This window comes from Bradyrhizobium sp. AUGA SZCCT0222 (assembly GCF_018130205.1).
Taxonomy (GTDB): domain Bacteria; phylum Pseudomonadota; class Alphaproteobacteria; order Rhizobiales; family Xanthobacteraceae; genus Bradyrhizobium.
In genome coordinates this window covers 25,734-50,482 of sequence record NZ_JAFCLX010000046.1, presented here as the reverse complement: position 1 = coordinate 50,482, position 24,749 = coordinate 25,734, and the positions used below count along the sequence as shown (strand labels likewise).

Genomic DNA, 24,749 nt, shown 5'->3' with positions numbered 1-24,749 from the left:
CGGTTCACGTCGGCGGTTACCTTTGTTTAACCAAACCGGCCCAGGCTAAATCTGCTGGATTGAGCGTGTTATGAAAAGCCGTCGTCGGACTGACACCGATGGCGGCTTTTTTTGCAGGGCGGTTCATGACGGAAAAGCGCAAGGCGCACAGGGTCGTATTCGAGAAGGGATTTACGGCCAACATGATGGCGATCGACGGTACTTGGCGTCGACCCTGTACAATGCTGGATGCGTCGGATACCGGCGCCAGACTTTCAATCGACGGCTCGGTTGAAGGTCTTGCCATGAAGGAGTTTTTCCTGGTGCTGTCGACTATGGGAAAAGCATATCGGCGGTGCGAACTCGCTTGGGTCAATGGCGATCAGGTTGGTGTCCATTTCATCAAACCCGGCGAGAAGAAGAAATCCTAAGGGCGCGCATCCGCTGCGTTTGTAAGCATCTAGGCCGCGGTCGTGACCGCCGGCATATCGCGTTCTGATTTGGGAACGGTCTTGCGAGATAGGCAACCGCGTCGCGCAACCTGCCGCCCGATCAAGGGGAGCATCATGCCCTCAGCTAATCGCCAATCCGATGTTGAAACCAAATGCTACACCATGGCCGAGCTTTACGAGTTGCGCTGGTAATCATCAAACGCTCGCGTTCCATGCCGCCCGGCCCCGCCGGTAACGAGCACCGGCAGTTGGCGCGTTCGATGCGCTCTCTCTGCAAGGACGTTCAGGGGCTTGCGAGCATGCGCTTTCTAGGCGCCTCGTCCTCGTCGGCCATCCACGGCTTGTTCATCCTTCGAAATTTTGCGTCAGCGTGGACCGGCCTGCACGCGAGTTGGCTTTGTGACTTTCGACGGCGATCTTTCGCGCACGCTCCAGCTCGGCGAGCGCTTCATGCTCGCCCAGCTGGCGTAGGCTCCGTCTAGCCAACCAGGTCGTCACCTTCTGCGCACGACTACCCGTCATCCTATCTCTCATCATTCGCGCGGCTCCTCAATCGGCACATGGCAGCCTCCGCATTGTGAATTGAATTTGGCTGTCCGGAAGCTGACGCCAGTGCTCTACAATCGTCATGTAGCCGCCGGCAGGATACTCCCGAAGGAAATCGCGCGCCTGAGCGCGCGCGTCTTCGACAAAGAGGGTATAGGTTTTGGCGGAGGAAGCCGTCGGGATCGAGGCGGCGAAGATCATGTACCTCTCGCGATCGGGTGGCGGCATCGCGCGGTTTCATATGTCCTCCCGCAGTCCTTTGAAAAATGGGTGTCGCACCTTACCCTCGGCGGACTTAGCACGGTACTCGATCTCGGCCATCAACTGGGGTTCGACCCAGATCCCCCTATGCGCAATCCGTTTGGCGTAAGGCTGGGTTTTGCGGATCAGCGGCGTGAGTGCTTGGCGCAAACGCACCGCCGACCCTTTATCGAAACCATGATCGACCTTGCCGGCGTAGACCAGGTCTTTTCCTTTCCGCCGGCCGAGATAGATGCCGTCCCAATCGTTGCCGTCGAGCGCGAACCCGGCAATCGCCAGCGTCTCGCGCTGGGCGCAGGTCTTCTTGACCCAGTTGTTGCCCCGGCCGGACGCATAGACGCTGTCGCGCACCTTTGAGACTACGCCTTCCAACCTGACCTTGCAGGCGTGCTTGTATATCTCGCGGCCGTCGGTCTCAAAGCTTTCGCTGAACTGGATGTCGGTCGCGGCGATCAGTTTCTTGAGGTGCGCCTTGCGCTCCATCAGCGGCAATTTTCGCAGGTCGTAGCCGTTGAGATAGAGCAGGTCGAAGGCGACCAGCACGATGCGGGTGGATTTTCCCTTCAGTTCGTTCTGCAGGACGGAGAAATCCGTGGTGCCGTCGGCGGCCGGCACCACGACTTCGCCGTCGATGATCGCGGATCCGGCGCTGATGTGCCAGGCATCGTCGGCGATCTTCCTGAACCGGTTGGTCCAGTCATTGCCGCGCCGGGTGTAGACCTTGATCGCTTCATTGGCGAGGTGGACCTGGACGCGGTAGCCATCGAACTTGATCTCGTGGATCCAGCGTTCCCCATTGGGGACGTTGCCGATCGAGGTTGCGAGCGCAGGCTCGATGAATCCGGGGAACGGCGCCTTTACGCCGATCGCCGCCGGTTTCCTCCGCTGAAACGCCACAACGCAACTCCGTCACGGAACCGGGATTCAAGCGAAACGCTGCTGATTTGTTCCCCACACTGGAACGGGATGCCGGCTAAGCGATTAAATTAGCAGGAGGAACCATGAGCAAAGAAACCCCGAAAGACGACCCTCGCCAACGCACCGATCAAGGCTCGCACGCACAGACGGACAAGCCATGGAAGGGCAACCCGGAGAAAGAGCAGCGCAACGACGGAGCCAAGATCGACCTTGAGAAGTGGCAAAAGTCCGGAACACATTAGGAGCTGACAATGGATTGGCGTCTTACGAAATCGTTGGCAGCGCGGGGGAGCGGCGAGTGAGCCATGACGGCAAGGCAGAGAATGTCTATCAAACCAAGGAATCCGCATTCGAAGCCGCGGTTGCCGCAGCTTCATTGGCGCTCCGGCAGGGTCATGAGGTGATCGTCAAAGCTCCGGGCTACTGGACGGCTACGGGTGCCGCAAACCCGGGGTAAAGCTCGCAACGCTCCAAGCGAGCTAGCGAGTCAGAGTGATGAAGTGGTCTCATCCCGTGAAGAAACGCTTTGGAACGTAAAACGGCGGCCGCTGCTGACGGTCAGCCATGGGTCGGTGGACCAGCGTTCAGAGAATCCCGGAGGGCTTCAGCGGCCGAGAATGCTAGCTTCACAAGCTCCTCGTCCTTAAGCCTGGCTGGTCGCTTTGATAGTCGGTCCCACACCATCCAATTTGTGCCGCTGCCGTCTTGCCTGACAAGGAAGCGGGGTAATGAGGATTCAACCATGACAGCCTTCCGTGGCGAGGCGCGACCCGCCGGGGTGGTCCCGGCCGCCCCGTCAATCGCTGCAGGACGAATTGGTTCCTAGGCGGGCAGTTCGGCGCCGACCGGGGTTAACTTCACGTAGGTCCCGGATTCGTGTTTCCAGAGCAGCCGCGCTCGGGATTCGGCATAGCTCGCTGGAAAGCAAGAGGGGTATCCCCGCAATGGCCGCAACGGATAGCGGGTACTGGCCGAAATAGGCCACTCGCAGATTCAAAACAGGCCACTGGGCGAAGCTAGAAGCTTAGCCACTGCATTTCCCCCTCGACCCCGGCCCCATCTCGACAAGCAGTAGCCTGTCATCCGTCATTGCATACGCGTGCACCCACACCCCGCCGCAAGCTTCAAAAACTGTGCTTGACGACGAGGGCTTTAGGCCTGGATTAGCAATTCCTAGGTTTCGATGAGCACTATGCGCGCCGTGCATGGAACGGCGCAGCTGCCCGCGGGTGCACTCCGGCCGGTTTTTTCGTTGCCGTTGCTCCGATCTCGTCAGGAACGTCTTCGCCCGTCCGCGGTTAGTGCAAGCGGAGACGGAATCACGCGAGGAGCGGGACAGTCCCGGCTAAAGGCCATGCGGTGTAACGCCCGCATGGCCTTAGTCATATGTGTAGAAAGACCGGGAGCAACACTTTGACCTATAAAATAGTCGCAGAACGCGGCGACGAAACCATACGAAGCACAAGAGAGAGTGCCCTTATCGCTGTAGCCAAGGCCAAAATCTTCATCGAAGAAGGTTGGAAAACCTCTATCACCGACGAAAACGGAAGAAATTTCGAACCTCCTGATTTCCATTTGCTGCCTGCTCATCCTGCCAAATTCCTTCATCGTCCTGAGGATTAGGCGAAGAGATCGCTCCAGTCGTAACCGTTCCGTGTGAACAGACGTACGCGCTTGCCCTCGCGAGGAACGATCAGCGGGTAGCCGTCGTGCTAGACCTCATGGATCCAGCTTATGGAGGTCGGTACCTGGTGGCGCGGGGCGGGATGCAGGGTTCGAACGTGGCGCTACGCATCGGCCTTCAGCGAGCTTGGGGTGGATCTCGCCCGTGCCCGGACAATACACAGACGACCTCTAATCGCCGAGGCCGAGCGTCTCATGGCCACCGCTATCGAAAGATAAGATCTGCCGCTGTCTCGTAATACAAGCAGCCGGCGATCATCTTCCTCCGTCCAGGGCCTGTTCCTACTTCCAAGCATCGCAAGGTTCACGGCGTCAGGGTATACGACGTGGGTTAATTCCAGACGCGGGGCGCTGTTCCAGACGGAGCAAGCCTAAGAGCAAACTGCATGCTTCTTACCGTGGCTGTCGTGGGCCGGGGGAAGAAAGCCACTCTTGCATATGGGAAACGATTTCCGCCTGTCGTGCCCTGCGCAGAAGCTTATCGCGCTGAGCCCCCGGTGGGGTGCTCTGAGCTTCCTTGAGAAGTTGCTCGGCTCGCTCCTTGGCGCGCTCGTCGAGTGAGCTTGTTGGAGGTCCGAAACGGCGTCGCTGCATGGCGCTGCTCCAATTTGATGGAACAATAACGCGCGGACCAGCACCAGAGTTCTGTACACTTGTGCACCTACCGCAATTCGGTTTCGGTGCATGCTGGGCATTGTTGAAATCTGGATGCAACGGCCACGTTAGCCACCTTTGAGAACCAACTATGCTTGAACTGCTCACGAAACGCGATTGGGCGCTGGTGGCCGTAGTTGTAGCGGTAGCGGTCCTAGCTATTTACTGGTTGGCCTTTATCGCCTCAGGCGACCGTACCTCTTAAGCTCCGGTTGGCTTCCGATGAAGCAAGGCCTCTTCAACCTGATCGGCAAGGGTTGTGAGATGCAAGGCCAGCCGGTCAAACAGATCCCGCTTTGCCGGGTCCGTGGCGAGGTCGCTAATCAGTCTGCATTCGGCCGCGTCGGTCCTGAGCTTTTCTAACTGCTTTTGATAGTCCTTCACGGCGGGCACTCCAGCTAGCCATGAACACATCCTAACACCGCTAAGTTCAGACCGCCCTCAAAAAGCGACGGCCCTGGTGCACGAAATCCAGGGCCGTCTTGGAGGTTGTCTATCGTGCTCGGGGTTGGCACGACGCTTCGCTAATTCACGACCGCCGCGACCGTTCCATACGACTAGTCCTTCTAAGTGAGGAAGCGAACAATTGCCGGCCAACTTCGTCATACATTGACGGAGGTTAGCCATGGACCAGAATGAGGATCCCCGCGAACTGGAACGCAAGATCGAGCAGGCGACCCGGATAGCTTCCAGGGTAACCGACCAGACTACCTATCAGCGCCTTACCGCCTGGGTCGAGGAGCTGAGACAGAAGCTACGGCAGCGCCTGGCGGCGCGACGGACCAAAGAAGAAATCAGGGCGCGTGCCCACGAGCTGTGGGTGCAGCAGGGCCGCCCGGTGGGTCGGGACTTAGAGTTCTGGCTCCAGGCGGAATCGGAATTAAGAGAACGTGGAAGCGAGTAGCGCCGCCGAGCCGAAAACGATCTTGTCGGACTTGCCCTTGAGTTCGTTCTGCAGAACGGAAAAATCTGTCGTGCCATCGGCGGCCGGCACAACGATCTAGCCACGATGATCGCAGAGCCTGCACTGATGTGCCATGCGTCGTTGGCAGCTTTCTTGAACCGATTTGTCCAATCGTGGCCACGACGTGTGAAGACCTTCACCGCTTCGTTCGCGAGATGGACTTGGACGCGGTAACCGTCGAACTTGATTTCGTGGATCCAGCGTTCGCCGGATGGCACCTTGTCGATCGAGGATGCCAGTGCTGACGCAATGAACCCGGGGAAGGGCGCCTTGACGCCGATCGCGGCGGGTTTCTTCCGCGGCGCCATCTTCAGACCAAGCGCATCGGCAGCGGCAGTTGGACGTCTCGATACCGGCCTTCATAGCGGTCAGTGAAATCCTGCAGCGGCAACGGAAACGTGGCCGAACCTTTTCCCGGTTCCCGCACCTGGGTAGAAGGGGCTAGGCAATCAGTTCGGTGCGTAATGACGGGACACACTCAATTGGCAATAACACCGCGTGATCGCTTTCTTGAAGCGGCGCAAAGGGAGCTTGCGGCTTTCGAGCAACGCGAGCGCGAGTTTTCCAAGAAGGAACGGAAACAACGGGCTGCCGCGATGCAGCTACCCGTCGCGAACAGCAGACTGAGCAGTCAGGCGGGGGCGCCTGTAAAAAAACGGTCACGAGCCGGAATTAACAGTTGAAGTCCATCCCCCGTGGGTGGACGTCAATGGTTAAACTAAAGCCGCCCTTCGAGGCGGCTTTTTCTTTTGGCGAAGCATCCCGTCCGCGCACCCTCGGCGCAAACGGCCCCAGCGCAATGCGCAACGCTGCAGGCCGCCAACCCAGTGGGGGTTTTCTCCCGGTCAGAGGTTGAGGAGTCTATCGGGAGCGCAGAGTCGATTCCTAAGGCGCCGGAACGTTCCTAACGTCAAGAAGAAAGCTCCGCCGGTAAGGGCGGAGCCAAGTCGAGATAAGCATCCTGACCCGCGTAAGAGTCGGTGAGACGGAAACAGGCCTCAGCCTATCCGCAAGTTCTCAGCCAACTCTTTACCCCGGTTTGCGACGACCTCGTAGCTGACCCTCGCGTCGCCCACGCTGTTTCTGTGGCGCCACGATCGACTGCAGGGCGCAAGAATTTACGTATCGCGCTTTCGTTCACGGACACGATCCCGGTCCAAATCAAGCTTGCTGACGCACGCGGCGCTTGGGATTGTGTAAAGCAGCTCTGTACCCAGACTAATTCTTCCAATGTCATAGAGGCTAGGAACCAAACGCTTCGCCCAATGGTTTGAGGCTGTGTACGCAACGCGATGGACGAATGTCGGATATCAACAAGCTCACTTGGGCACAGGTTGGGCGCGTCAAAGATCCAGGTCGATACATGTTTAGGTTCGGCTGGCTGACGATAACAGCCGAGGATTTATGGGTATGGGAAAACAACCCAACCGCGGCTTTCACTCTCGTCCGAACCCTAGGCGGCCCAATAGAAACCGATGAATTTCGGCTGGGGACGTTCGAACTGCGAACAGCTTCGAATTATTCCGAAAGCGAAAAATAGCCACCCATTTTCGGGCACTTCCCTACGTCCGTCGGCACGACAAACGCTGGACCACCGCGAATACAAGCGCGGTCAACAGGTGTTTTGTTCCAGCACGTCAACGCTGAAATACTGTGCGGCTTGCTCACCAAATCGCCTTGCTGAAACTTAGCATCCGCGCTTCGATTGATGTGCGGGTCCTTGGCGCGACACCTAGAGACTCCGAGCTTTAGCCTCATGCCATCTTTCCTGCATAACCCCCGCCGTCTTGCCAGACCGGCGGGGGTTCCGCTTTTGCAAGTTCTTTGTTTCCACCGTTGCCAAGCCTGATGCGGCATTGTCATGTCGCGTCCATGCAACACCGCTTTCTTTTATCGTGCTCGAAACATGATTCGACTCCACTTCGATTCGTACTTGCCACATAACGCATTCACCGATCGGCGGGGCAGACCGCGTGGCGCGAATGCCATGCGGCACCGACGATCGAAAATGCGATTCGGACTGGGACTTCGGGGTGCGCCCTGCGGCGATATCTTACGGGCCGGTTTGTAGTCGTTAATCCTCAGTCGGCCGGGACAATCGTTTTAACGTCCGCGCTCTCGTTTTAATCGACTCTTGGGATCGCTTGAGGATAGCGGCGATGAGCACACGAAGCCGTCCCAAAAGAAGTGGATTAAGAAAATCAGCGGCACCATCATTGCGGAGCATAGGAAACTCCCGAAGTCGTTCATCTGCGATAGGCGCGAAAGTGAAGTCTCCCAGGACCAAAAAAACCCTCCGTGCCACGGGTCTTCCAATAATCGCTTTTGCTCGGGCATAAGAACTCCCAAACGACTGCCCACTACCTAGACCATCCGTGGATTCTGATGCCATCGAGGCCGGCGTGATCCCGGACAAGGTCCCAAGGCCGCTTGCGATCGGCGCGCGGCAGTCTGTTCGCTGCAGCGATTGCAGTTCCAGAATTAACCCGCAACGCGCACATCAAGCTTAACACGCGAGTTTCGTTGCGATCGTTCTAAACAAGGTTAGCGTGGCTCGCATTGCGATTGCCCTGGAAGCAGATGCATCCTGGCGTTCCCCAATTTTGACTTATCGTATTGTGCGGGCCAAAGGTCGTTTCATGAAGACCGGTATCATCGAGTTCAGCGGACGCGCGATCGCCTGTCTCATTCGTAACCAGTCCGAGACTGGAGCGGGGCTTGAGGTAGTCAGCCCGGCGGGCATCCCAGCGCAATTTACACTTCTGATCGCCGATGATCGTATCAGGTGCACAGTGATATGGCGAACCGAGAAGTTGATCGGCGTCAAATTCCAAGAATATTTAGAGGAAAGCCAGAAACGGTTCGGCCGGCATCAGTGATACCAGCGTCGTTTCGTAGGACACGATTAATATCGAGGCCCTAGCCATGAGGAAGTTCATTGCCTACGGGGTCGACCTTAGCGGGGTCGCGCTGGCCAGCTATGACCTCGCCGCTACCGACTCGCAAACCGCCGAGCGGGAGGCCCGGCAGTATCTTGAAGAACATCCGACCATCGAGATCTGGTCTTATGATCACCGGCGGATCGCGCGGCTGGTAAGGAAGTAAGACGCGGTACTGCCTTTTTCTGTTCCGGGACTACTCACTCTGGAGCATGAACAGAGCGCGGCAAGAATGCGGCGCTTACGAGGATCAAAAAGAGTTGAAGTGAAAGGGACCAATCGGCTAAGTAATGGTGGCAAGGGCAGCGTCCGTAGTTTTACCCGGCACAAAGCCCGGCAAAATTTGGACATTTTAACAGCAAAGACGGCGGGGCCGTGACGCGCGGGACGGAAGCCGCCCGGCGCCACAACACCTTCTCTTGCGGGGAAGCCGGGCCGAGCCGATGCGTTAACGCCCGATCGGGGTGATAAAATCTTTGTGCAGGCAAGTTGGTCTGTGGGCACCATCGAACAACACGGTGACGCCCGTATTGCGACGGGAAACCTCGACAACGATGCCTGTCTTGCCGGCCAGCCATCGTAATCGAGTGGCTCCGAGTTCACTGATCTTGAAGCGAGCGCCGACGACCGGTCTATCAAATTCTTCTACGTCACTCACAATTTTACTCCACGACAAAAAACACCACTTGGAATGAAATTCAAACGAGTGTCCCGGCCCAGCGTTCCAAACGGATGGCTGGTTTACGAAGAGGCTGCGGAGGTACTCCAAAGTAGCTCGGAACGATCCAACAAGTTGCGTTAACTTTAGTCGCCGTTGGCGTTTTTTTTGGCGTTGCGGTGGATGGGCCGGCCCCAGCGAGCTTCCCGCCCTGCTGGGGCCAGCTTCTCTGCGGCCCCCGAAATGAAAAAGGCCGCCAGCTGGGCGGCTTTACGGGCGATTGGAGCTAGTGGATAACAGGAACTCGCTTATATCAAGTGCCGTTTCAATCTGCCGAAGCTTCTGGACTAATTCGTCGCGCTCGCCTTAGCGGTCGGCTCATTTCCACATTCCTACGGAAGATAACGTGTCGGTGAACGAAACCGATTGCCTTCCCCCACGCAGTCGTCCGGAAACGAAGCCGGAGCAGTCTCCTCGTCACTGACAACAGGGGATTTTCAAAATGATTGCTCTCACAGTCACCGCCATTTTAGCCGTCTGTGCCGGAACATTGATCGCGCTGGCATCGAGCGATTTCGGCCCCGAACTAGTCCTTGCCGTTGTCAGCCTCGTATAAGTAAGGCAACAAAGAAAAAACCCCGCCTTCACCCGGCGGGGCTAGTGGGGTTGGCGCGTCTCGAAAAACGCAGGGCATTTTTACCGCAAGTCGGTTCAACCTTGCGAACTAGTTGGGAGTACCCCGAGCTGGCAAAGGTGAGATTGCTCCCCACTCCTGTATCTTCACAAACATGTCCGAAGACGCCGCCAGATTTCGGAAACTAGCCGACGAATGTCGCGACCAGGCCGGACGGGCGATTAACCCGCTCGATCAAGAGCGCTGGCTGAAGCTGGGGGGAGACTGGACCAAGATGGCGCAGGAAGCCGAAGCGGCAGCGCTAATGCCCGCCTCTGGAATGCAATTCCCCTCTACCCCCGCACATCAGGCGAACAGTTGGGCGCCCGCCTGGGTGAACTAAAGCGTTAGGCCTTACTGTGCACCCTCCTTGCTTACAACCGCCGACGAGTTGATCGAATAGATGCGGCATGTCTGCTGTTGGCAGGCACAAACCGGACACGACCGGATTATCTGACGGTGTCCGTTTTTGGGGGGGGCAAAGCGGACGTCGACGTTACATAACATCGCATACGCGAATGCGGTTTGCGCTCTTTTCAAACTCTCCCGCTGGCGCGCTCTTCAACATCGGAGGTTTCGGACCGAACCGAGAACGCCACTGCTCTCAGCTGCCTCCGTGATCGCCGACATGTCGCGTTCAGACACCGGGACAGTTTCGACGAGGTCGACGCTTCCGAGCGTCCGAAGCTGTTTGCCCTTCCCGTCCGCATTTATAGTGGGGGCGGTATCCAGAGAAAGCCGAGGGCAATCACCGCAAGTAAGGCGACGATAATAACGGCGGTGATGGCGCCGGCCGTAATCTTGGCATTTTCATTTTTAACGGGCACCGGCCGCCTTTTTCACAATCTGGTATCCGTTGGCCGCGAGATCCTGAAGGATCGCTCTGGCGATGTGAGTGCTCTGATCCGGCGCGATCCACTCATAGTCGAGGTTCGGGCCTCCATCACCCTCGGGATACTTTATGAAGGCCGTGTGGATCGCGTTTGTGATGAGAATTTCGACAGCCTGGTCTGACATTGGTACCTCCAATATTCGGAAAGACTAGCACTAACTGAGGTCAATATTGGTGCGATTTCATAACTGCCAGGAAACGCCATTCCGCCACGGTGCCATGACCCTACGGCGATTTTGCAAAGCAGAGCCATACAATGGCAGCCAATGCGCTCGTGGTTCGAAACGTCCAGTTGCCGAGATCGCAAAGCGGCCATCGCGCCGCACAGTATGTTCGCATGTCCACCGACAAGCAGCGATACTCTATTCAGAACCAGGCCGCTGTCATAGGGGCATATGCGCATGCGCATGATCTGACGATTGTTCGAACCTATTCCGACGAAGGTGAAAGCGGACTTCAGCTAAAAAACAGGCTTGGCTTGAAGCAGCTGCTCGATGACGTTAGCAGCGGGCACGCCGACTTTGCGCACGTACTTGTCTACGATGTAAGTCGATGGGGACGATTCCAGGACGTCGATGAAAGCGCTCACTACGAGTACGTCTGTAAGAAAGCGGGCATTAAAGTCGCGTATTGCGCCGAGCAGTTCGACAATGATGGCAGCATGCTCTCAAGCATCGTCAAGAACCTTAAGAGGGTGATGGCAGCAGAATATAGCCGCGAGCTCTCCGTAAAAGTGCACGCGGGTGTTTGCCGCTTCGTGCGAATGGGATTCAGGTTCGGCGCCCCGACCGGCTACGCTCTGCGGCGAGAATTGGTCGATGAGAAGCTGAAGTCAAAGGGGGTATTGAACGATGGCGACCGCAAGTATCTCATCACGGATCATATCAGACTGAGGCCCGGCGCAGCCGACGAGGTCGAGGTGGTGAGGTGGATCTTCCAGCAATTCCTGGAGTTGAAGTCCGAAACGGCCATTGCACGTGAACTCAATCGGAAATTAATACCCACTAACTCGAAAGAGCCGTGGAATCGCGCTCAAATAGGTAGAATTCTCAGGAACGAAAACTACATCGGAAATCTCATCTACAACCGTCAATCGTGCAAGCTACGAGAGAGGAAGGTAAGCAACCCGCCCGATCTCTGGATTAGGAGCGAGGGCTGTCTCGAACCGATTGTTCAGCCAGAGGTGTTCTTCAAGGTCAAGAAGACGATACTAGATCGTCGCGTTGATATTTCGGAGGCAGAGATGTTGACGCGCCTGCGTCGAACGCTGCTGAAGCGAGGGCGCCTCAGTCCGGCAATTATCAACGCAACCGTGGGCGTTCCCTGCGCTAAAACCTACATTGATCATTTCGGCAGCCTGCGCCAAGCCTATAGCCTCGTGGGCTATACGTCCAAGCGGGACTGCAACCACATCGATACCCGGCAACGGTGGCTCGACCTATTTGCTGGGCTTGCCGCGCAGTTAGCAGATGCGTTTCGAAACGCATCCGTCCGCTTCGCGTTCGATAGCGGTTCGGATTGCTTGGTCGTGAATAAGGAGGGTGTGTCCTTTTTCTTGGCGCGGTGGCGTGGTGGAGAGCAGGAAACGTTCGCACCGCATTGGTCCATCAAGCGTCGGGTGGGTACACCTGAGGGGTGGATCATCGCGGTCAGATTGGGAGAGCGGAATGAAGCTGTGCTCGACTATCTGTTGCTTCGAACCACGGACATGACGGGATCGTTAACGAGATTTACGGAAATGGCTCGCGTGCGTCGTGGACCGGAGAGTTTCGAAACCTTCGATGCGCTGATGAAATCCCTCATTCGGCGTCTAACCAGGCCAGGCCGTGCTTCGCCAGCCAGGCCAGCGCAACGGAAAAAGCCACTGAAATCAACCCGGTCCAAAGGAAAGACCGACCACGCGCGGCATTGAGGGAGCGCAAATACAGATAGGCCCCGATGAACGTTCCGTAGTTCCTTTTGAAGCTGCCGTTCAGTTTCGATATTTCGACTAATTCAGAAGATTTATCGAGATGCTCAGGCATCAAGCTGGCTCCGAATGCGACTGCTAGACCAGCGCTTCATAAACCAGTGATGCCCCATAGCGCCGCGAATCCCAGATGCCTACCATGGCAATGATCGTGCGACGGCCCGCTCACTTCCTGTGGCCTCGGGCCTCTAGTCTTCAGGCTGAAAGTCCCGATCTCGCGTGCAGCGGAGAGACCGTGCGGCTTGACGTCCAGGGTTGTGAGTTTCGCATCGCCAACGTGTTCGGCCAGGATGCCTTTCCACATTGCCTCGATCGCCGCTCGGCCCTGCACCATCGCAGAACGTTTGGAAGTGCCATGGCATCATCGGTGTATAAAGACGCCATCCCGGCGAAATCGCCCTTATTGTAGAATTCTGTATATTTCGCGTTTGCCGCCTCTATCTCTGCCTTCTGTGCCGATGCTGGTCCGATCGACGCCAGCACGAATGCAATCACCAGTGCCATCCTACTCATGATGGGACCTCCGTTCCGCCTACTCATGTGCGTCATCGAAACTACGAGAAGGTTCAACCCACTTCCGAATCTGGCACAAACCGGACCACCTGGGCCGGCGCAGCAATGTCCGCTGTTCGGGGCAAAGCGGAAGCGGCGTTTCGCGGTCACCAAGACACTTTTGACCCACAACGGACGTCACCGGAGGACCGGGCCGCCTCGCGCTCAGTATGGCCTGGCCTCGATGACGTTGAGACTAGCCGCTGGCATAACGCGCGTCAGTTCGAAGCCAGACTTGGCAAGCAGGTCAGAGAACTCGTCACGAGTCCGCTCCCGCCCACCCGGCAAAGCCAACATGTGGAGATCCATGAATTTTGTCGCCGGCACTTCGTTCGCAGGCGCGATAATTCGCTCGATGAGAACCAACTTCGCCGTCTCCTGCATCGCACGCCGGCACGTCTTCAAGATGGCGATCGCTTCGTCATCGTCCCAATCGTGAATCACCACTCGCATCACGTAGGCATCTCCGCCTTCAGGTACCGATTCGAAGAAACTTCCGCCCACCATTCGGCAACGGTCGACGACGCCGTGCGCCTCCAAAACCGCCTCGGCTCCGGCAATGACCCCTGGCTGATCGAACAACGTGCCTTGCATCCGGGAATGGGCGGCCAGAATGGCTGCCAGCATTGAACCGCGCCCGCCACCCACGTCTACAACATGATGGAAAGCGGAGAAATCATACGCGCCAATAACCGATTCAGCGCCACCGCGCGAAAACTCCGTCATAGCGCGATCGAAGACCGCGCTCTCCTCCGGACGTTCGGCGCGATAATTCCAAACGTCCTTACCGTTGAGACTTTGAAAGGCATTCTCGCCGGTTCGAATGCTGTGCAGCAGATGGCCCCATGTGCGCCAAACGTAAGGACTCCCGACGCACTCCGCCCACGCGCCGATCGGTGTCGCGGAGTCAGTGCGCAAACAATCTCCCATTGGTGTCAGTGCAAACCTTCGGTTTTCATCTTCCTCAAAAACGCCCACTGCGGCGAGCGCCCGCAGCAGTCGGTAGAGAGCGCCTGCATGGCTTTGCGTTAAGGGCGTCAATTCTTCTGCCGAACGAGGGCCGCCTTTCAGATGGTCTGCGATACGAAGAGTTGACGCGACATGAATTGCCTGTGTGACCTGAAAGCCGTTGATCAGTCCCAGGAGATTGAGCCAAGGGTTGGATGTCACTGAAGAAACTCCGTAGGAGAGGAAGCGAAGACTTACTGTGCTCGGCGGATGCCCGTTGAACAAGTTTCCTTGTGGCACACAGCGTCAGTTCTCGCGGTGCAAGGCCATGCCCGAAGTTGGGGGTAAAGCCAACCTGCGGGTTGTACGCCCCGACTTCTCCGGTTGACCCAACTGCGACATCACCCCTCCGGCACCCCGGCCATGCGCAGGCCCTCATACATGCGCTCGCGCCCAGCAAGGAAATTCGGATTGTCGCTGAACCCGGCAGCACGGAAGCGGCGAACGGTGAAGCCTGGATTGAGCGTCAGTCCGGCGTGTGCGGCAGCACGCGCCTCATCGAGCAGCCCGAGTTGCGCTAGGGCGGCCGCGAGATAGAAATGCGCTAGGGGGAAATTGCGGTTGGCGTCGATGCCCCGGCGGTACCAAGCGACCGCTTCCGCGTAAGAATTGAGTTGAACCTTGGCGAGGCCGACCCACATCATCCAGCGAAAGGCGAAGATATCCCGTGGCGAGAGGTGGAGCGCCTCATGGATATGGCCCTCGGTCTCTTCGCCCCGACCGAGAAAATATTTGGCAAGACCGATTAACGCGTGCGCGTTGGGCAAGTTGCGATCCAGCGCCAGCGCCTGTTCGCATTGAGCGATGCCTCGGTTCGCGCGGTTCGTAAAAATCTGGACATAACCCATATGCATGTGGGCCTGCGCGTAATGGGGGTCCATGGACAGAACCTTAATCAAGGTCGCCTCGGCCGCTGCGAGGCGCGCGGCCCAGTCACCGGTAGAAAAGTTAGCCCCCCTATTAAGGTCAATTAACGCCACGCCAACCAATGCCTCGATATTGCCCGGATCGAGAGCCAAGGCCCGTTCAAAAAAGCCAAGCGCTTGCGCCATGTGTTCGTTGGTCAGCCCCTTGTGCATGCGAGCGATGCCTTGAAAATACAAATCCATTGCATCGGAGTGCAGCGAACGTTCCGCTCGGCACGCCTCGGCCGCGATCAGCTGGGCGTCCAGCGTGTTGGCGAGCCGGGAGACAATTTCGTCCTGCATATCGAACAGATCGGTGATGGAATTGTCGAAGCGCTCGGCCCAAAGGTGGTTGCCAGTTTCCGCGCTGATAAGCTGCACGTTCACCCGAAGCCGGTTGCCACCGCGCTGCACGGAGCCTTCGAGCACGTAGCGAACGTTCAGCTCGCGACCGATTTGCTTGAGATCAACGGCCTTGCCTTTGTAGGTGAACGAGGTGTGTCGGCCGATAACGAACGAGCCTCTGATGCGTGACAAGTCGGTGGTGAGGCTCTCGGTCACGCCATCGGCAAAGTAGTCTTGGTCGGGATCGCCGCCGATATTCGCGAACGGTAGAACCACGATGGAAAGACGCGGCGCTGAAGTGGGGCCTAGCCTGGCGCGCTCGACCAGTGTAGCCGAGCTATACCCATCCCGAACCATGGCATAAGCCCGCACCGAGCGGTCGATGTTCTTGAGATTTTGCTCGCCCATATCAACGAACTCGGCCCCGACCTTGCCTCGAACATGATCGTAGGCAGAAGACGAGATGCAGATACCCCCGGGCTCTGCGATGCTCTCGAGCCGGGCCGCGATGTTGACGCCATCGCCAAAGATATCGTGCGCCTCGACGATCACATCGCCGATGTTGATACCGACACGGAATACAAGGCGCCGATCTTCTGCCTCTCCGGCGGCGAGATTTCGAATGCTGCCTTGAAAATGCCGGGCCGCTCGCACCGCTTCGACCGCGCTGGGGAACTCGGCCAGAAACCCGTCACCTGTGTGCTTGACCACGCGACCGCCGTACTCCGCAATAGCTGGCTCGACAATGCCCGCTAAAAGGGCGGTCAGACGCGCATGTGTGCCCTCTTCGTCGTAATGCATGAGCCGCGAATAACCGGCCACGTCGGCGGCCATTATCGCCACCAACTTCCGCCCGACCCGCCCTGATTGCTCTTGCGCCATGACCGCTACCACAACCCACAACCCAGTGTAGAACGGATCAGAAGGCCGTGCCAGACGCGCCTTGCTGCCTGAACAAGATTAGGTCCGTTCTTGGCACAGAACGGACCTGCCGACCTAGCAAGCCGATGTCCGCTGTCAGTGTATGATCGGACCTGGTTCAGACGCGATCCGAGGTCCGGCTACATGTCCCCTGACGAAGTGAGTATGGCGGTCTCCGCGGTGCCCAGCTGAATCACCTTGGAAGGGCCCTCAGCCGTCCGTGCGGGGGGTCGTCGGGGAGCGCGCCTGATCCGCTTAAGTACCCGCGACTACTGTGCGCTACGCGGAGAAGGTTCGATCCCAGTTCCTCTCCCTCCGCCAGCTTTACCGAAGCCGTCTATTCTCCGGCTAGATCTATTGGTCATTGTGCCCTGTAGGAGCAGGGATTCCAGTTTCTAGTTCCGGACTCCCGATCGTCAGAGTTGGCCTGTTTTTCTCCGAATGGCCCGTTTCTCTCCGGAGCTCTGAACTCCGCTGATTCAGCACGGTTCTCGAAATTCAAACGCTTTGAACTACTTATGAGCCTCACGGGAAAGAGGTTCCAATGGCTCTCTCGGACAACCGAGAAGACCTGGATAGGAGAAATCGATCCCACAACTACGAATCGTAGTATGCTGTTAGATAGCGCTGCAGTTGGCCGTCATTGGGATGCATCCTTTCTCGCAGTCGGATTGCAGGTAAACCAATAGCAGCGCCGGGACCGGCCAAGGAGGCGTGATGTTCGCAGACGTAAAGGGACCTTCCTTCATTTTTTGGCCGGTTGGCTGCGGTGACAGCACGACCATTGTCATCAGCGAGTCCGAAGTGCTCCAGCTTGATTTGAACGACAAAGTCATGGCGGAGGACGACGACAACGAGCACATCCCTTTAGTTGATGAGCTGGTGGAAAAACTCCCCCAGCGAGACGGTAAACCCTACTTGTCGTGCTTTGTGCTTACTCACCCTGATCAGGACCACTGCCGTGGCTTTGCAGATCTGCTCAAGAGAGTCGTTATCGGGGAAATATGGCATAGCCCGCACATCTTCCGAGAATACGAAGACGAAAAGGTCCTGTGTGACGATGCGGAGGCATTTCGCAAGGAAGCCCATCGTCGTTCAGCGAAAACCATCAAGATCGGCGGCGATCCTGGTGCCGGAAACCGCGTAAGAGTCATCGGATATAGCTCCTTGTTCGAGCCTGGCGAGAAGTACCACAATCTCCCTGAGCAGTTTCACACCCGCCCTGGTTCTGAGATCACCACGCTCGACGGCGCAGAAGTCAGCGACCGATTCCATGTCTTCATCCACGGTCCCTTCAAGGAGGGTGAAGCCGACGCCCGCAACGAGACCAGCGTGACGATGCGTGTAATTATTGGCTCTCAAGATCGCCCGATGTACGGGCTCTTCCTGGGGGACGTCTCCTACCCCACCCTGATGCAAACCTTCCAGCAGACGCACTATCATAGCAATGATCCCATGTTGAATTGGAACGTGCTGCTTGCCCCGCATCACTGCTCGAAAAAAGTTATGTACGAAGACGATGTGCTCCAGCAGGACGCGATGAACGAACTGCAGACGCCTCAGCTCGACGTCGGTTACATCGTCGCTAGCTCGCCCGAATTTCCGGCGTCGAATTCCTCCGGCGATAATCCACCGCACATTAAGGCAAGAAACCGCTACGAGGAGATTGTCAATACGGCCTTCTTGTGCACCGGCGAATACAGCACATCGGAGAATTTGCGGCCGATTATCTTCACCGTGAATAAAAATGGCGTCTTCCTCGACGATGATGATTACGCGGTCTCTGATAGCGCGCGGGAAACGTTGGCAGCCGCCGTGGCGGCAGCTCGCGGGCGTGCGGCACCTCCAACTGCCAAAGTTGGTTTCGGTCGCGAATGAAATCCGAAGGGCAGGCTTGGGCACTCGGGCAACTTGCCGACATTGTTAAAGCCGCAGTTGGATCGCTCGAGGTCATCGAGATTGTCGAGCCGACCGATGAAGGCGGAGCAGTCTCTGTCTCGTTGTCGGTGGATTGCGCCGGCTACCAGCGTAAGCTGGGTGGCGTTCCGCTCAAGGCGCGGGAGCGCTTGCTCCTCAAGATTCCTTCGAATTTTCCGCTTGATTTGCCACGCTTGAACTTTTCGCACACGCGCTATCGCGAGTGCACACACGTGCAATGGGGCAGCTATATTTGCCTCTATCAAGCGCCCGACACCGAATGGCAGCCGGAAGATGGTCTCTTTGGCTTCCTGCAGCGCGTAGACGACTGGCTTCGAGCCGCCGCCGCAAATGAGCTAGACCCAGCCGGGATGCCGCTGCACCCACCCGTAAGCTATCCATTCAGCGGCCTGAAGGTGGTCCCCACGCAAAATACACCGGTCCCGGACCCACCCTTCTGGGCCGGCTATGCCAAGATCACGCGCGAGAACGACAACCGCATCGAGCTTGGCCAATGGATCCCTCACTCGGGACCTGTCCCGGACGGCCGGTTGGCTGCTGTGGTGCTTTTGCCGGTGGGGATGCCGCACGAGTATCCCGACACTGTCTCGGGACTGTTAAAGGAGCTTACCGCACGCGACGTACCCATCGAAATCATTCGGCTGATGATACAGCTCGGCGTGCTCAGAAGCGAAAGCGGCAAACCGCTCATTTTCGTTCTTGGCGCCGCCATGCGGGGCATTGCGGGTGGCGAACGCCTGCAGCATTTAGCTTGCTGGCGGATCGACGCTAAGCGCGTGGATGAAATGCGCGAGGCTATCAGGGCTTCTACAGACGAAAATCCGATTGATGTCGCCGACTTCTATGTTTGGGCTGAAAAGGCCAAAATAGAATGGTGCACCGTCCTTGAGGACCGACCCGAGATTGTCACGAGACGAGACGCTGAAAGCGCATCAGCGTGGTGGGCAGGCCGCCATGTAGTCATTCTCGGTTGCGGAGCGATCGGTAGCGCGGTCGCCATGCTACTTGCCCGGTCAGGTGTCGGCACGCTGCAGCTATATGATAAAGGCTCAGTCAAACCCGGCCTCTTGGTCAGGCAGCTATTTGATCGATATCAGATTGGAGCCAACAAAGCGGACGCAACCGCCGAAAACGTCCGTTTTGCTAACCCCGCTGTTAAGGCCCTCCAGTCAAGCGCGGATGTGGTCAGGATACTGGAAATCCCCGAACGACGTGCGGATGTCCTAGCTGCAGACGTGATCATCAACGCCACCGCTTCAACAGTGGTCGCGACTGCGCTGGAGAGACAGTTCAGAGCGTGGCCAAAAGCACACCCGCCCATCATCTCTATGGCACTCGGACACAAAGCTGACCAGGCGTTGATGACCATGGCCGTACAGACTATCCCCGGCATCACACTCGATCTTGATCGTCGCAGTAAGATCGCTCTGTCCAATCTCGCCAAAGGTAAGCACGTCCTGGATGAATTTTGGCCGATAAGCCCCGACCGGACGCGCCTGTTTCAGCCAGAACCTGGATGCTCCAGCCCCACTTTCCGCGGCTCAGCCGCTGACGTTATGGCGCTCACGGCGCAGATGACAAACATTGCGAGCAGATGGTTGGCAAATCCATCGCTTGACGTTTCGCGCGCTCAGTCCTTCGATCTGACAGGGGAGCGCACAGGCGATCTGCGCGAGTTCGAGTTCGACTGGCCAAGTGACATTATTCTGCGCGACGGTCTCAATGGTTATCAAATCCGCGTAAGCCAAGCGGCCCTTTCCGGCATGCGCTCATGGATGCGCAGGTCAGAGCGGGTTAATGGTCGACGCGTTGAGACAGGCGGGATCCTGTTTGGGCATACCGATGAATTCCTGAAAATCATATGGGTTGATGAAATTAGCGGGCCGCCCCCGGACAGCATTCAGTCTGCCGCCGAGTTTGTCTGCGGCACAGCGGGCGTCGCTGAAATGAATGCAGAAAAGATCAAGAGAACCAGGAAATCTGTCGCGTTTGTCGGAATGTGGCATACGCATCCGGGGGGAATGCCGCTTCCTAGCGAGACTGACTACGGCGCGATGGCGAAACTCCTCACGGGTGACCAATTTCAAGCAAAGCGTTTTTTGATGATGATCATCGGGGCCGACTCGTCGTTGCCCATTATTTCGGGGACCGTCTTTGAGCGAGCCTATTACCAGTAGTCCTCAGCCGAAGCGGCAGTTTATCGGACTTGCCTTGTCCGGGGGCGGAGCACGTGCAATGGCGTTCCATCTGGGAGGTCTGCGTGCGCTCCACGACAGAGGCCTCCTGGAGCAAGTGAAAGTTCTCTCCACTGTCTCGGGTGGTAGCGTTATTGGTGCGTGTTACGCCTACAGTTCAGATGATTTCGCTACATTCGATAAGAAGCTCCTCAAACTGCTCCGAAAGGGCATCCAAGGGATGATCCTCAAGGAGGTGTTGATGAGCACTCAATTGGCGAAGATCGCGCTCACATTAGTCGTAGGCGGACTACCGACAATCGCGCTGTGGTGCCTTTCGTCAATCCTGGCGTTGCTGCGAGCACTCACCGGAATTCCGACGCGAGGTGTCGAGCGAAGTCTTGCAGGATTGGGGCAATCTCTCCCCATCTGGGGCAGTCTCACAACGGCGTTCGAGCAGGCTTTAACTAAGCTCTTCGGATCGACGACAGTTCGGGACGTTGCACGCAATGGATTGCACGTGATCATAAACGCCTGTGACTTGAAGACTGGCACGGCGTTTCGCTTCGGGTCTCAAAGGTCGGGAGGGTGGCGTTACGGGCAGATTGATGGCGAACCGCCGACTGTTGCGAAGGCTGTGGCCGCCTCAGCTGCTTTTCCGGTTTTGCTGCCCCCCTTGATTGAAGTCTTCCCGTTCACCAAATCAGGCCGTACTGAAACGCATACCGTCATCCTGACTGATGGGGGAGTGTTTGATAACCTGGGCGTGTCCGTGCTGGAGCCTGGTCGAGACGGCGACGTCACCGACACATACCCGGTGACGCACATCATTAGTCTCAACGCGGGGCCAGGCCAGCTCGATGGAGGCGGCCACCCATTCTGGTGGGGGAGCCGCGTGGCAAAGTCCTTCGAAGCCGTGCATCGAAAGTCACAGGACCACGTCTATTCCCGACTTCACCGCCACGTCGAAACGGGTGAATTGGACGGGTTTGGAATGGTATATCTTGGCCAACAAGACCACCGATTGCCTTATCGCCCGACTGACCTAGTCGGTCGCGACGAAGTGCGCAATTACCCCACAGACTTTGCACCTATTTCGGCGAAAGACCTTGATCTGTTAACCAGGCGAGGTGAACAGCTCGCCCACATTATCCTCGATCGGTATCTTCCCTACCTCTGAGAGGAAATCGATTTTCCTCGCCGCGGCCTCTCAAGAGCGGCTGACTTTGTGAACGCTATCACCAATGCGTTCCCGGAGGCATCGTTAACAGGCTCCAGTCGATGTTCCATAACGTTCGATCGACGAATGTCCGCTTTCGGAGTGCAGCGGACATTCGCCCGAACTTCGATGTCCGCTAAGTGCCAATACCGGAAGTCAGACTGCCGCGATCAGGCCCAGCACTGACTGCGTATCCCGCACGTCACAAAAAGTGTGCGCCATCGCGGACAGCGTCTACTAACTGAGAAGTCCGGATGCTCAACCGGGAGGTCGGCTTTGCCCCCAACACGGGACATTGTCAGCCAGTTTTGTCAGGTCCGAAAAGTGCCAACCGGCGACATCGGCCTCATTCGATCACCTCGTCGGCTCGGACGAGCAGCGGCACCGGAATCGTGATCCCGATTGTTTCTGCGGTTCTGCGGTTAATCACCAGCAACAAGCGTGTGGGCTGCTCGACCGGCAGGTCGGCCGGTTTCGCGCCCTTGAAAATCTTGTCCACGTAAAATGCCGCGCGGCGGTAAAAATCGAACAGGCTTTCGCCATAGCTCATCAGCCCGCCGGCCGCCACGAACTCGCGCAGCGGGAACATCGATGGCAGCCGATGCTCAAGTGCAAGCTGCGCAATACGCTCTCGGTGAAGGAAGGTGACGGATCCAATCGCGACAACGACGGCCCCGACGCGCTCATTTGCCAGCGCAGGGAATGCGCTCTCTATTTGGTAAAGGTTATCGACTTCCATCGGGACGGTGGCGACACCCGCAGTTCGGGCCGCATCCTGAATATTCTTGACGATTGCCGGAGAATTTGGGCTGTGCCGATCCACGAGAAGCCCGAGGCGCGATAGGTTGGGTACCGCCATCCCAAGAAACTCGAGTTGTTTCGGAGCTGCATCATCTTGGGAACTCGCCAAGCCTGTGATGTTGCCGCCGGGATGTGCGAGGCTTGCAATGAAGCCATTGCCGACCGGATCGGTCGAGAAGCCCATGACGATGGGAATGGTGCGGGTCGCTTGCCGTACGGCAGGAATTGCCGTCGGTGTCGCAGGCACCAACACGTCGACATTCAGTTGTACCAGCTCGGCCGCGAAATCGGCAAAGCGTTCGAGCTTTCCTTCGGCGAAGCGCCACTCGATGATGAAGTCCTTACCCTCGACATAGCCGAGCTCCCGCATTCCCAGCAAGATCCCGGCGTGGTAGCTTGACTCGATTGAAACGGGACGCGAGCTGCTGGTAAGAAGGCCGATGCGTCGAGGTTTGGACAGCTGCTGCTGCGCGCGCGCCGCCAGCGGCCACGCGGCAGCCGCCCCAGCGAGATAAATGATGACATCGCGCCGTCTCATGCATCCAACCCCAGGCATCGTATCGGCAAAACTATAGCACGCGTGAAGGAAGCGCGAGTGCCTTCCAGCGCATGTCGGCCAATGTCCGAGTCGGGTCATTCGCGTCGGTTTGGCCGCGCACCGACGACTTCCGCTCTACCCCTATAAACAGACGTCGTTACCGTGCGTCGACATGTCTCAAATGTGCCGATTGTTGCAAAAGTCGAAAATCGCACAACCTTCGCGAAAGTTGATATTTGGACTTCTCTGCTGCTGCGTCGCTTTTCAGCGCCACTACGGAGGCCCGTGATCGATTTGGATGAAAAGATATGGTCCCTGCGGCCGCGCGGCGGCCCCGACGCTGGTGTCCCGAGCGGGATGTTGTCAGCTTGAATCGATCGGGGATTCCTAAATCGTGGCTTCTGGGACGGACGCCGGCGTCCATCAGGTGTCAGCGCGTGCCGGCACGATCCCCACAAGCAACGATATCCCGGGGAGATTTTCGACCCGCTCCCTCTGGCGGAGAGAACACCGCCAGGTATCCGCCGCCCCCTGCGAGCTTATATGTGGCGACCGCGCGATAGCCGACGGCGGTCAGTTCGCAACGCAAGAGCTCAATTGGCGTGCCATGCTCCGACGTCGGAAGCTCAAGGTCGACAATTCCGACCCGCGCACCCCGCTTCAAGGCGGGCGTGAGATTGTAGAGGAAGGCATAGGGTTGGGCTATCTCGTGATACATGTGCACAAGGATTGCGGCATCCAGCGAGGAAGCGGGCAGGCGCGGGTCGTGTGGTTCGCCGAGCGCGAATTTGACGTTCGTCAACTTCAGGAGTTCTGTTCGCCTGGCGAGCTCGATGAGGTAATCCCGCCTGACGTCCTGGGCGACGACAGAGCCGGCGGGCCCGACGAGGTGCGAGAGCCTGACCGTGTGGTAGCCACTGCCTGCACCAATGTCGCCGACCGTCATGCCTGGCTTCAGTTCAAGAAGACGGGCGATTTGACCAGCCTCATTCAGGGCGTCGCGGCGCGCTTCGGCGGAGCGGCGTGGGCTGACAATCCGCGCAACAGGGCGCTGAGGTGAGGGAAACTCGTTTGCATCGACTCCGGGGGAAGCCAGATAACCAATGTCAGCGGCGTATGCGCGAGTTGCGGCAAACGCCACAAGTAGCGTCGCTGCACGGGCAAGCGCCATCACGGGCCTGCCAAGCTTTCTCAGCCGGTTTAGGCGCGGTCGTCCAGTTCTTGTGAGCTCAAGATGTAGGCCCACCGTGATGTCAACGAGGTTGAACGTGACAGGCAACTCCATCTGTTCGCCTTGCGCTTTAGCTGCCGCGTCAGAAACTCTTAGAAAATCATACCCCGCAGTATGCAGGAACCAGCCGATCGGGCCCTTTCCCTCGCGCATGACTGGGACTTTGCCGCGCAACTAAGCATCAAAGCCAAGGGTACGGCCGGCGCACTCGACGACAAAGGAACATCAGCATCGCGAGGGACATGTAAGTCCACGGCCACTCGGACGGACTGCCGTAGAGGCCGAGCCAGAGTTGCAGCACATAGCGATGGCCAGCACGCCCACCAATCGCACCTGAGAGCAATACAACCCAATGGAGCCGCACTGGGTCAAGGCCATTAATGTCCGTCGCGGGTCAAAAGGGGAATCTCAGGGTATGTCCGCTCCGGGCGAAGAGCGTGCATTCCATAACAATGGATCAGCGAATTCCCTCTCTGACGGGTTTGACGACCGGCTACTGCGGAATGCGTAGCCTGGAGCGCTGTTGGCT

General features: G+C 57.6%; 20 protein-coding genes and 1 pseudogene. 11 read left to right on the top strand and 10 right to left on the bottom strand.

Annotation, left to right across the window (positions count from 1 at the left end; all coding sequences use genetic code 11):
* Window positions 1-98 precede the first annotated feature (98 nt).
* Window positions 99-410, top strand: a complete 312-nt coding sequence (locus JQ629_RS29445) for a PilZ domain-containing protein (protein ID WP_249133462.1) — start codon at window positions 99-101, stop codon at window positions 408-410.
* Between the two features lie 570 nt (window positions 411-980).
* Here JQ629_RS29445 and JQ629_RS29440 read toward each other — a convergent pair.
* Both JQ629_RS29440 and ligD read right to left on the bottom strand, forming a co-directional pair.
* Window positions 981-1,178 carry a hypothetical protein gene (locus tag JQ629_RS29440; protein ID WP_212415584.1) on the bottom strand — a complete coding sequence of 66 codons (198 nt, stop codon included), beginning with the start codon at window positions 1,176-1,178 and terminating at the stop codon, window positions 981-983.
* A 36-nt stretch (window positions 1,179-1,214) separates the two neighbouring features.
* Window positions 1,215-2,135: a non-homologous end-joining DNA ligase gene (gene ligD / locus JQ629_RS29435; RefSeq protein WP_212415583.1), complete on the bottom strand. Its 921-nt coding sequence runs from the start codon at window positions 2,133-2,135 to the stop codon at window positions 1,215-1,217.
* Window positions 2,136-2,239: 104 nt separating this feature from the next.
* Here ligD and JQ629_RS29430 point away from each other — a divergent pair, with 104 nt between their 5' ends.
* The 3 genes from JQ629_RS29430 (at window position 2,240) to JQ629_RS29420 (ending at window position 3,779) form a co-directional block, all read left to right on the top strand.
* Complete coding sequence (locus tag JQ629_RS29430) at window positions 2,240-2,398, top strand: hypothetical protein (RefSeq protein ID WP_212039284.1); 159 nt, start codon at window positions 2,240-2,242, stop codon at window positions 2,396-2,398.
* Window positions 2,374-2,613, top strand: a complete 240-nt coding sequence (locus JQ629_RS29425; protein WP_502753431.1) for a hypothetical protein — start codon at window positions 2,374-2,376, stop codon at window positions 2,611-2,613. Before JQ629_RS29430 ends, JQ629_RS29425 begins: the two co-directional genes overlap by 25 nt.
* Window positions 2,614-3,569: 956 nt before the next feature.
* Window positions 3,570-3,779: a hypothetical protein gene (locus JQ629_RS29420; RefSeq protein WP_249133461.1), complete on the top strand. Its 210-nt coding sequence runs from the start codon at window positions 3,570-3,572 to the stop codon at window positions 3,777-3,779.
* 915 nt (window positions 3,780-4,694) lie between these two features.
* On the opposite strand, the gene JQ629_RS29415 is transcribed toward JQ629_RS29420, so the two are convergent.
* Window positions 4,695-4,877 (bottom strand): hypothetical protein, encoded by a 183-nt coding sequence (locus JQ629_RS29415; RefSeq protein WP_212415580.1) that lies wholly within the window; start codon window positions 4,875-4,877, stop codon window positions 4,695-4,697.
* 241 nt (window positions 4,878-5,118) lie between these two features.
* On the opposite strand from JQ629_RS29415, the gene JQ629_RS29410 reads away from it, so the two are divergent.
* Window positions 5,119-5,397 (top strand): DUF2934 domain-containing protein, encoded by a 279-nt coding sequence (locus JQ629_RS29410; RefSeq protein ID WP_212415579.1) that lies wholly within the window; start codon window positions 5,119-5,121, stop codon window positions 5,395-5,397.
* On the opposite strand, the pseudogene JQ629_RS29405 reads toward JQ629_RS29410, so the two are convergent.
* Window positions 5,392-5,765: pseudogene (locus tag JQ629_RS29405) on the bottom strand (ATP-dependent DNA ligase); the annotation flags it as partial. The gene JQ629_RS29410 and the pseudogene JQ629_RS29405 overlap by 6 nt on opposite strands.
* A gap of 2,241 nt (window positions 5,766-8,006) precedes the next feature.
* Between JQ629_RS29405 and JQ629_RS29400 the strand changes: the two are divergent.
* Window positions 8,007-8,336, top strand: coding sequence for a PilZ domain-containing protein (locus tag JQ629_RS29400; RefSeq protein ID WP_349631343.1), 330 nt, complete (start codon window positions 8,007-8,009; stop codon window positions 8,334-8,336).
* 46 nt (window positions 8,337-8,382) lie between these two features.
* Window positions 8,383-8,562 carry a hypothetical protein gene (locus JQ629_RS29395; RefSeq protein WP_212415578.1) on the top strand — a complete coding sequence of 60 codons (180 nt, stop codon included), beginning with the start codon at window positions 8,383-8,385 and terminating at the stop codon, window positions 8,560-8,562.
* Window positions 8,563-8,844: 282 nt separating this feature from the next.
* Here the strand turns inward: JQ629_RS29395 and JQ629_RS29390 are convergent, their stop codons facing one another.
* The gene (locus JQ629_RS29390) at window positions 8,845-9,054 is read right to left on the bottom strand and encodes a hypothetical protein (RefSeq protein WP_212415577.1); all 210 of its coding nucleotides are present in this window, start codon (window positions 9,052-9,054) and stop codon (window positions 8,845-8,847) included.
* Between the two features lie 1,489 nt (window positions 9,055-10,543).
* Complete coding sequence (locus tag JQ629_RS29385; RefSeq protein ID WP_212415576.1) at window positions 10,544-10,744, bottom strand: hypothetical protein; 201 nt, start codon at window positions 10,742-10,744, stop codon at window positions 10,544-10,546.
* A gap of 131 nt (window positions 10,745-10,875) precedes the next feature.
* Between JQ629_RS29385 and JQ629_RS29380 the strand changes: the two genes are divergently transcribed.
* Window positions 10,876-12,531, top strand: coding sequence for a recombinase family protein (locus JQ629_RS29380; RefSeq protein WP_212415575.1), 1,656 nt, complete (start codon window positions 10,876-10,878; stop codon window positions 12,529-12,531).
* 774 nt (window positions 12,532-13,305) lie between these two features.
* Here JQ629_RS29380 and JQ629_RS29375 read toward each other — a convergent pair.
* Both JQ629_RS29375 and JQ629_RS29370 read right to left on the bottom strand, forming a co-directional pair.
* Entirely contained in the window at window positions 13,306-14,310 is a 1,005-nt protein-coding gene (locus JQ629_RS29375) for a methyltransferase (RefSeq protein WP_212415574.1), read from the bottom strand.
* Between the two features lie 179 nt (window positions 14,311-14,489).
* Window positions 14,490-16,280, bottom strand: coding sequence for an adenylate/guanylate cyclase domain-containing protein (locus tag JQ629_RS29370; protein WP_212415573.1), 1,791 nt, complete (start codon window positions 16,278-16,280; stop codon window positions 14,490-14,492).
* 756 nt (window positions 16,281-17,036) lie between these two features.
* Between JQ629_RS29370 and mblB the strand changes: the two genes are divergently transcribed.
* Genes mblB through JQ629_RS29355 form a run of 3 tightly spaced genes read left to right on the top strand, consistent with a single transcriptional unit; the run spans window position 17,037 to window position 21,611 of the window.
* Window positions 17,037-18,197 carry an anti-phage 6A-MBL system MBL-fold protein gene (gene mblB, locus JQ629_RS29365; protein ID WP_212415572.1) on the top strand — a complete coding sequence of 387 codons (1,161 nt, stop codon included), beginning with the start codon at window positions 17,037-17,039 and terminating at the stop codon, window positions 18,195-18,197.
* Entirely contained in the window at window positions 18,194-20,434 is a 2,241-nt protein-coding gene (gene cap2-3 / locus JQ629_RS29360) for an anti-phage 6A-MBL system cap2_3 protein (protein WP_212415571.1), read from the top strand. Before mblB ends, cap2-3 begins: the two co-directional genes overlap by 4 nt.
* The gene (locus tag JQ629_RS29355; protein WP_349631342.1) at window positions 20,412-21,611 is read left to right on the top strand and encodes a patatin-like phospholipase family protein; all 1,200 of its coding nucleotides are present in this window, start codon (window positions 20,412-20,414) and stop codon (window positions 21,609-21,611) included. The genes cap2-3 and JQ629_RS29355 overlap by 23 nt, the downstream gene beginning before the upstream one ends.
* Window positions 21,612-21,996: 385 nt before the next feature.
* On the opposite strand, the gene JQ629_RS29350 is transcribed toward JQ629_RS29355, so the two are convergent.
* Window positions 21,997-22,989 (bottom strand): ABC transporter substrate-binding protein, encoded by a 993-nt coding sequence (locus JQ629_RS29350; RefSeq protein WP_212039121.1) that lies wholly within the window; start codon window positions 22,987-22,989, stop codon window positions 21,997-21,999.
* A gap of 430 nt (window positions 22,990-23,419) precedes the next feature.
* A complete protein-coding gene (locus JQ629_RS29345; protein ID WP_212039120.1) occupies window positions 23,420-24,160 on the bottom strand; it encodes a methyltransferase domain-containing protein in 741 nt (246 codons plus the stop codon).
* Window positions 24,161-24,749 lie beyond the last annotated feature (589 nt).

Excerpts from the sequence above, each read along its gene's own strand:
- JQ629_RS29380 (WP_212415575.1), top strand. The coding sequence starts at position 10,876 with ATGGCAGCCAATGCGCTCGTGGTTCGAAACGTCCAGTTGCCGAGATCG.
- JQ629_RS29410 (WP_212415579.1), top strand. The coding sequence starts at position 5,119 with ATGGACCAGAATGAGGATCCCCGCGAACTGGAACGCAAGATCGAGCAG.
- cap2-3 (WP_212415571.1), top strand. The coding sequence starts at position 18,194 with ATGAAATCCGAAGGGCAGGCTTGGGCACTCGGGCAACTTGCCGACATT.
- JQ629_RS29445 (WP_249133462.1), top strand. The coding sequence starts at position 99 with ATGGCGGCTTTTTTTGCAGGGCGGTTCATGACGGAAAAGCGCAAGGCG.
- JQ629_RS29370 (WP_212415573.1), bottom strand. The coding sequence starts at position 16,280 with ATGGCGCAAGAGCAATCAGGGCGGGTCGGGCGGAAGTTGGTGGCGATA.
- JQ629_RS29385 (WP_212415576.1), bottom strand. The coding sequence starts at position 10,744 with ATGTCAGACCAGGCTGTCGAAATTCTCATCACAAACGCGATCCACACG.
- JQ629_RS29350 (WP_212039121.1), bottom strand. The coding sequence starts at position 22,989 with ATGAGACGGCGCGATGTCATCATTTATCTCGCTGGGGCGGCTGCCGCG.
- JQ629_RS29345 (WP_212039120.1), bottom strand. The coding sequence starts at position 24,160 with ATGGCGCTTGCCCGTGCAGCGACGCTACTTGTGGCGTTTGCCGCAACT.
- JQ629_RS29430 (WP_212039284.1), top strand. The coding sequence starts at position 2,240 with ATGAGCAAAGAAACCCCGAAAGACGACCCTCGCCAACGCACCGATCAA.
- JQ629_RS29395 (WP_212415578.1), top strand. The coding sequence starts at position 8,383 with ATGAGGAAGTTCATTGCCTACGGGGTCGACCTTAGCGGGGTCGCGCTG.
- JQ629_RS29440 (WP_212415584.1), bottom strand. The coding sequence starts at position 1,178 with ATGATCTTCGCCGCCTCGATCCCGACGGCTTCCTCCGCCAAAACCTAT.
- mblB (WP_212415572.1), top strand. The coding sequence starts at position 17,037 with ATGTTCGCAGACGTAAAGGGACCTTCCTTCATTTTTTGGCCGGTTGGC.